Below are 5,227 nucleotides of genomic sequence, written 5' to 3'. Positions count from 1 at the left end.
CACACTCGGAAGTCGCCCGCGCGGCGTAACAGGCCTGAAGCGCTGGCCGACGCTTGCCCTCCACCGCCCTGGCCAGCATCATCGTCCCCATGATCGATGCCGCAGCCGCTGGCGTGCGCGCGCGCGCCGGCGCGGCGCTGCTGCTCGCCGCCTGCGCGGGCGGGGACCAGCCCGGACCCGCCGGCTCGGTAGCCGTGCGCATGGTAGACAACCAGTTCGCGCCCCGCATCATCCAGGTCCCGCCGGGCGGCCTGGTCCGCTTCGAGAACATCGGCCGCAGCCCCCACAACGCCCTGGCCGTGGACGGCTCCTGGTCCACGGAGGCGTTGCTCGGGCGGGATGAGGTGCAGCCGGGGGAAACAGTCGAGCTGCGGGTGCCCGCCGCCGGCCGCTACCCCTTCTACTGCTCGTTCCACGCCTCCCCCGACGGGCGGCGGGGGATGGTGGGCGTCCTGGTGGTGGGCGAGCCGGCGGCCGGCGTGCTGTCAGTCGATGCCGTCCGCGCCGCCGCCGTCGCCGAGCCCACCGGCGTGGTGCGCCGGGTGCCCGGGGCCTACCCCTCCATCCAGGCGGCCGTGGACGCGGCCGCGCCGGGCGACCTGGTGCTCATCTCCCCCGGGATCTACCGCGAGCAGGTGACCGTGACCACGCCTTCGCTCGTCATCCGCGGCGCCGACCGGAACCGCGTGATCCTGGATGGCGAGTTCACGCGCATCAACGGCATCGAGGTGCTGGGCGCGGACGGCGTGGCGGTCGAGAACCTGACCGTGCGCAACTTCCAGTTGAACGGTGTCTACTGGACGGGCGTGAGAGGCTACCGCGCCTCCTACGTGACCGCCTACAACAACGGCGATTACGGCATCAACGTATACGACTCGGTGGATGGCGTGATCGAGTACTCCTACGCCTCCGGCTCGCCCGACTCCGGGTTCTACATAGGCCAGTGCTACCCCTGCAGGGCGGTGGTGAACGGAGTGCTGGCGGAGAACAACGCGCTGGGCTTTTCCGGCACCAATGCGGGCGGGGACCTCTATCTGGTAAGCTCCGTCTGGCGGCGCAACATGGGCGGGATCGTGCCCAACTCGCTGGACACCGAGCTCGATCCGCCGCAGCGGGAGATCACCATTGCCGCCAACCTGATCGTGGACAACAACAACCTCGGTGCGCCGGCCAAGGCGCTGCAGTACCCGGCGCACGGGAGCGGCGTATTGATCGCGGGCGGCGTGGGCAACGTGGTGGTGGGCAACGTCATCCGCGATCACGCCAACCACGGCGTGCTGGTGACGCCCAACCTGGATGCCCACCTGTGGCTGGCCGCGGGGAACCGCATCGAAGGTAACCTCCTGGACGGTTCCGGCCGGGCGGACCTGGCGCTGGCCGGCCCGACCGGCCCGGGCAATTGCTTCTCGGGGAACGGGTTCCGCACTTCCGCACCGGTGGCGCTGCAGGCGCTGCGGGGGTGCGCTGGCGCGCGCCTGCCACTGGCGGGCAACCTCCTGACCACCAGCCGGCTGCTGGCCGCCACGGCCATCGCCCGGCGCGGCAGCTATCCCCACGGCGAGGTGGCGAGCCAGCCGGCGCCGTCGCCCCAGCCGCAAATGCCGGGCGGCGCCGTGGCCCCCGTCCGCCCGGCGGTCAATGTGTTCGCGACCTACGCGGCGGTGGACGTGTCCCGCCTTTCCTCGATCCCGCTGCCGGCCGGCGGAGCCGCGGGGGAGACAACCATGACGGATTCCCGACTCGAGGCGCCGGGCTTCTGGGAGCTGCTCTTCGGCTTTTACGGCACGCTGCTGCCCGTTGTGCTGCTGGCCGCCTGGATCGCGCTGGCCGCCTGGGACCTGGCCGGCCGCGATGACCTGGGCCGCGGCGCCAGACTCGGCTGGGTCGCCGCCATCCTGCTGATCCCCTTCCTGGGCGCCATCGCCTACCACGCCTTCGCGGCCCGGCTGCCCGGCTGGCTGCGACTGGCCGTGGTGGGAGGCGGCATCGCCGCCTACCTGCTGATCACTGCCGCCGGGCTGCTGCTGGGCGGCGTGATCTGAGGCGGCCCGTAAGTCGAGCTTCACGCGGCCGGACCCGTCGGCCGGACCTGCAGGTGCACCTCCGTTTCGAGACCAACTGGTCGGTCCGAGGCGGAAACTCGTCAGGGCTCCGCCCCCGGCTCCGGCCCCGGCTCCGCCGCCTCCGACTCCTCCGCCTGCCGTAGCTCGGCCCGGTGCTTGATTGTCCGCCCCTCCACGAAGTAGACCACGTCTTCGGCCACGTTGGTGGCCAGGTCCGCAATGCGCTCCAGGTTGCGGGAAACCAGCAGCAGGTCCAGTCCCGCGCCGATGCGGCGTGGCTGCTCCATCATGTGGGTGAGCAGGATGCGGAAGACGTTGTCGTGCAGCTCGTCAACGCGGTCGTCCCGCACGACGACCCGGCGCGCCAGCGCGCTGTTGCCGTGTACGAACGCGTCCAGCGCGTCGTTCAGCATGTCGGTCGAGAGGCGGGCCATCTCCTCGATCTCGGCGAGCGCCGGGAAGGGCGGGACCTGGAGCATGTGTTCGACCTCCTCGGCGATGTTGACGGCGTGGTCGCCCACCCGCTCGAGGTCGTTCGAGATCTTCATGGCCATGGTGATGAAGCGCAGGTCACCGGCCATGGGCTGCTGCAACGCCAGGAGCTGGATGGCCGCGTCGTCCACCGCCAGCTCGAGGGCGTCAATGTCGCCGTCACGGCGGATGACTTCCTGCGCCTTTCCCTGATCCCGCTCGAGCAGCGCCGCGGCCGCCAGCCGCACCGCCTGCTCGGCCAGTCCAGCCATGCTGACCAGCAGCGAGTTCAGCCGGTCCAGCTCCTCGCGGAAGTGGCGCTGCGGGCTCATCCGAACCTCCCCGTGATGTAGGCCTCCGTCTTCTCCTCACGCGGGTTGGTGAACAGCTCCTGTGTCGGGCCGTACTCGATCAGCTCGCCCAGGTACAGGAACGCCGTGTACTCCGCGACGCGCGCCGCCTGCTGCATGTTGTGGGTCACGATCACCACCGTGTAGTGCTGCTTCAAGTCGTAGATCAGGTCCTCGATCTTTTGCGTCGCGATCGGGTCCAGCGCCGAGGCAGGCTCGTCCATGAGCACGACCTCCGGCTGGATGGCGAGCGCGCGGGCAATGCATACCCGCTGCTGCTGCCCGCCGGACAGAGCCAGCGCACTGAGGTGCAGCCGATCCTTCACCTCGTCCCACAAAGCCGCCTGCCGCAGCGAGCGCTCCACCAGCTCGTCCAGGTTGCCGCGGTAGCCGTTGATGCGCGGGCCGAAGGCAACAGTGTCGTAGATTGACTTGGGGAAGGGGTTCGGCTTCTGAAACACCATGCCGATGCGCCGCCGCACCTCGACCGGGTCCACCTCGGGATGGTACAGGTTCTGGCCCTGGAACAGCGCCAGTCCCTCGACCCGCGCGCCGGGGATCAGGTCGTTCATGCGGTTGAAGCAGCGCAGCAGTGTGCTCTTGCCGCAGCCGGAGGGGCCTATGAAGGCGACGACGCCGCGATCGGGGATGCGTATCGTGACCTCCCGAACCGCAGCCGTCCCGTCGTAGAACACGGAGAGATTCCGGGTCTCGAGCTCCGCGGCGCCGGGCGGGACTACGATGGAATCGGGCATGCCGCTCTCTACCTGGCCAGCCACTAGAGCCTCTTCGAGTAGCGGTTGCGCAGCACGATGGCCGCCGCGTTGAGCGTGAGCAGCACGGCGAGCAGCACCAGGATGGCCGCAGCGGCGCGCTCGTGGAACGCGGCCTGGGGCCGCGAGACCCAGTTGAAGATCTGGATGGGCAGGGCGGTGAACTGGTCCATGGGTCCACGGGGCAGGAAGGGCACGAAGGCCAGGGCCCCGATCATGAGCAGCGGCGCAGCCTCGCCTACGGCCCGGGAGAGGGCCAGGATCGTGCCCGTCAGGATCCCGGGCAGCGCCAGCGGCAGGACCTGGTGGCGTATCGCCTGCCAGCGCGTCGCGCCCAGGGCGTAGGCGCCCAGCCGGATCGAGTTGGGCACTGCCCGGACCGCCTCCTGGGCGGCAATGATGATGACCGGCAGGATCAGCAGCGCCAGCGTCAGCGAGCCGGCCAGGATGCTCCGCCCCATGGCTGCGGCGCGAACGAGGAGGGCCAGGCCCAGGATGCCGTAGACGATGGAGGGCACGCCCGCCAGGTTGGCAATGTTGAGCTGGATGAAGCGCGTCAGCCGGTTGTTCGGCGCGTACTCGACGAGCCAGATGCCGGTGGCGACGCCAATGGGGAAGGAGAATGCGGCGGTCAAGCCCAGCACCCAGAGCGATCCCACCAGTGCGGGCTTGATGCCCGCCTGCGCCGGCCGCCGCGAGGGAAACGAGTTCAGGAAATCCCAGGAAAGGTGACGTGCGCCGTCCCGCCAGACATCCACGAGCAGTGCGGCCAGCACGACCAGCCCCACCGCGGTGGCGGCCAGGCACAGGGCGGCGAAGGCGCTGCCCAGCAGGCGGCGTAGGCGCAGGTGGCCCGGGCCTGGCCAGGGACTCTCGTTCCCGCCGCGCCCCGGCGTGGGTGGCCGCTGGCCGCCGCCGCTGCCCCGGCCGCGCTCCCCTCCGCCGGACGCGTAATTCAGGCTCATTCGTATTCCTCCCGGAAGCGCTGCAGCACCCACACGCTTATCATGTTCATCACCAGCGTCACAGCGAAGAGCGCCAGTCCCACGGCGAAGATCGTTCGGTACTCGATGGTGCCGAAGGGCGTCTCGCCCAGGCTGATCTGGGCGATGTAGCCGGTCATGGTCTGGATGCTCTCGAGCGGGTTGGCGGTGAGCCGCGGCGTGGCGCCAGCCGCAATGGCCACCACCATGGTCTCGCCAATGGCGCGCGACGCGGCCAGCAGGAACGACGCCAGCACCCCGGAGAGCGCGGCCGGGACGACCGAGCGGGTGGCCACCTCGAATTTGGTGGCGCCCAGCGCGTAGGCGGCCTCGCGCAAGGAGGTCGGCACTGCGCGCATCGCGTCCTCGGACAGCGAGGCGACCATGGGGATGACCATGATGCCTACCACCAGCCCCGCGCTGAGTGCGTTGAACACATTGGTCTGCGGCCAGACTTCGCGGATGAGCGGGGTCACGAAGGTGAGGGCGAAGTAGCCGTACACGACCGTGGGGATGCCGGCCAGCACCTCGAGCGACGGCTTGACCAGCCGGCGCAGCCGCTCGGCCGCGTACTCGCTGAGGTAGAT

Annotated in this window: 5 protein-coding genes; 1 reads left to right on the top strand and 4 read right to left on the bottom strand. The window is 70.0% G+C overall.

The features are described from left to right. The first annotated feature begins 53 nt into the window (after nt 1-53). Nucleotides 54-2,042 (top strand): right-handed parallel beta-helix repeat-containing protein, encoded by a 1,989-nt coding sequence (locus HY703_01885; protein ID MBI4543928.1) that lies wholly within the window; start codon nt 54-56, stop codon nt 2,040-2,042. 101 nt (nt 2,043-2,143) lie between these two features. On the opposite strand, the gene phoU is transcribed toward HY703_01885, so the two are convergent. The 4 genes from phoU to HY703_01865 all read right to left on the bottom strand — a co-directional run. After that, complete coding sequence (gene phoU / locus HY703_01880; protein ID MBI4543927.1) at nt 2,144-2,866, bottom strand: phosphate signaling complex protein PhoU; 723 nt, start codon at nt 2,864-2,866, stop codon at nt 2,144-2,146. Next, nucleotides 2,863-3,639 (bottom strand): phosphate ABC transporter ATP-binding protein, encoded by a 777-nt coding sequence (pstB, locus tag HY703_01875; GenBank protein MBI4543926.1) that lies wholly within the window; start codon nt 3,637-3,639, stop codon nt 2,863-2,865. Before pstB ends, phoU begins: the two co-directional genes overlap by 4 nt. Nucleotides 3,640-3,662: 23 nt before the next feature. Further along, nucleotides 3,663-4,622, bottom strand: coding sequence for a phosphate ABC transporter permease PstA (pstA, locus tag HY703_01870; protein ID MBI4543925.1), 960 nt, complete (start codon nt 4,620-4,622; stop codon nt 3,663-3,665). After that, on the bottom strand, nt 4,619-5,227 hold a 609-nt coding region (locus tag HY703_01865), incomplete at its 5' end, for a phosphate ABC transporter permease subunit PstC (GenBank protein MBI4543924.1). The genes HY703_01865 and pstA, both read right to left, overlap by 4 nt.

Source organism: Gemmatimonadota bacterium (genome assembly GCA_016209965.1).
GTDB lineage: Bacteria > Gemmatimonadota > Gemmatimonadetes > Longimicrobiales > RSA9 > JACQVE01.
The sequence above is the reverse complement of the archived record's forward strand: the minus strand, read 5'-3'. Positions and strand labels throughout refer to the sequence as shown.

Coding starts and splice junctions, on each gene's coding strand:
- phoU (MBI4543927.1), bottom strand. CDS start 2,866: ATGAGCCCGCAGCGCCACTTCCGCGAGGAGCTGGACCGGCTGAACTCG.
- pstB (MBI4543926.1), bottom strand. CDS start 3,639: ATGCCCGATTCCATCGTAGTCCCGCCCGGCGCCGCGGAGCTCGAGACC.
- pstA (MBI4543925.1), bottom strand. CDS start 4,622: ATGAGCCTGAATTACGCGTCCGGCGGAGGGGAGCGCGGCCGGGGCAGC.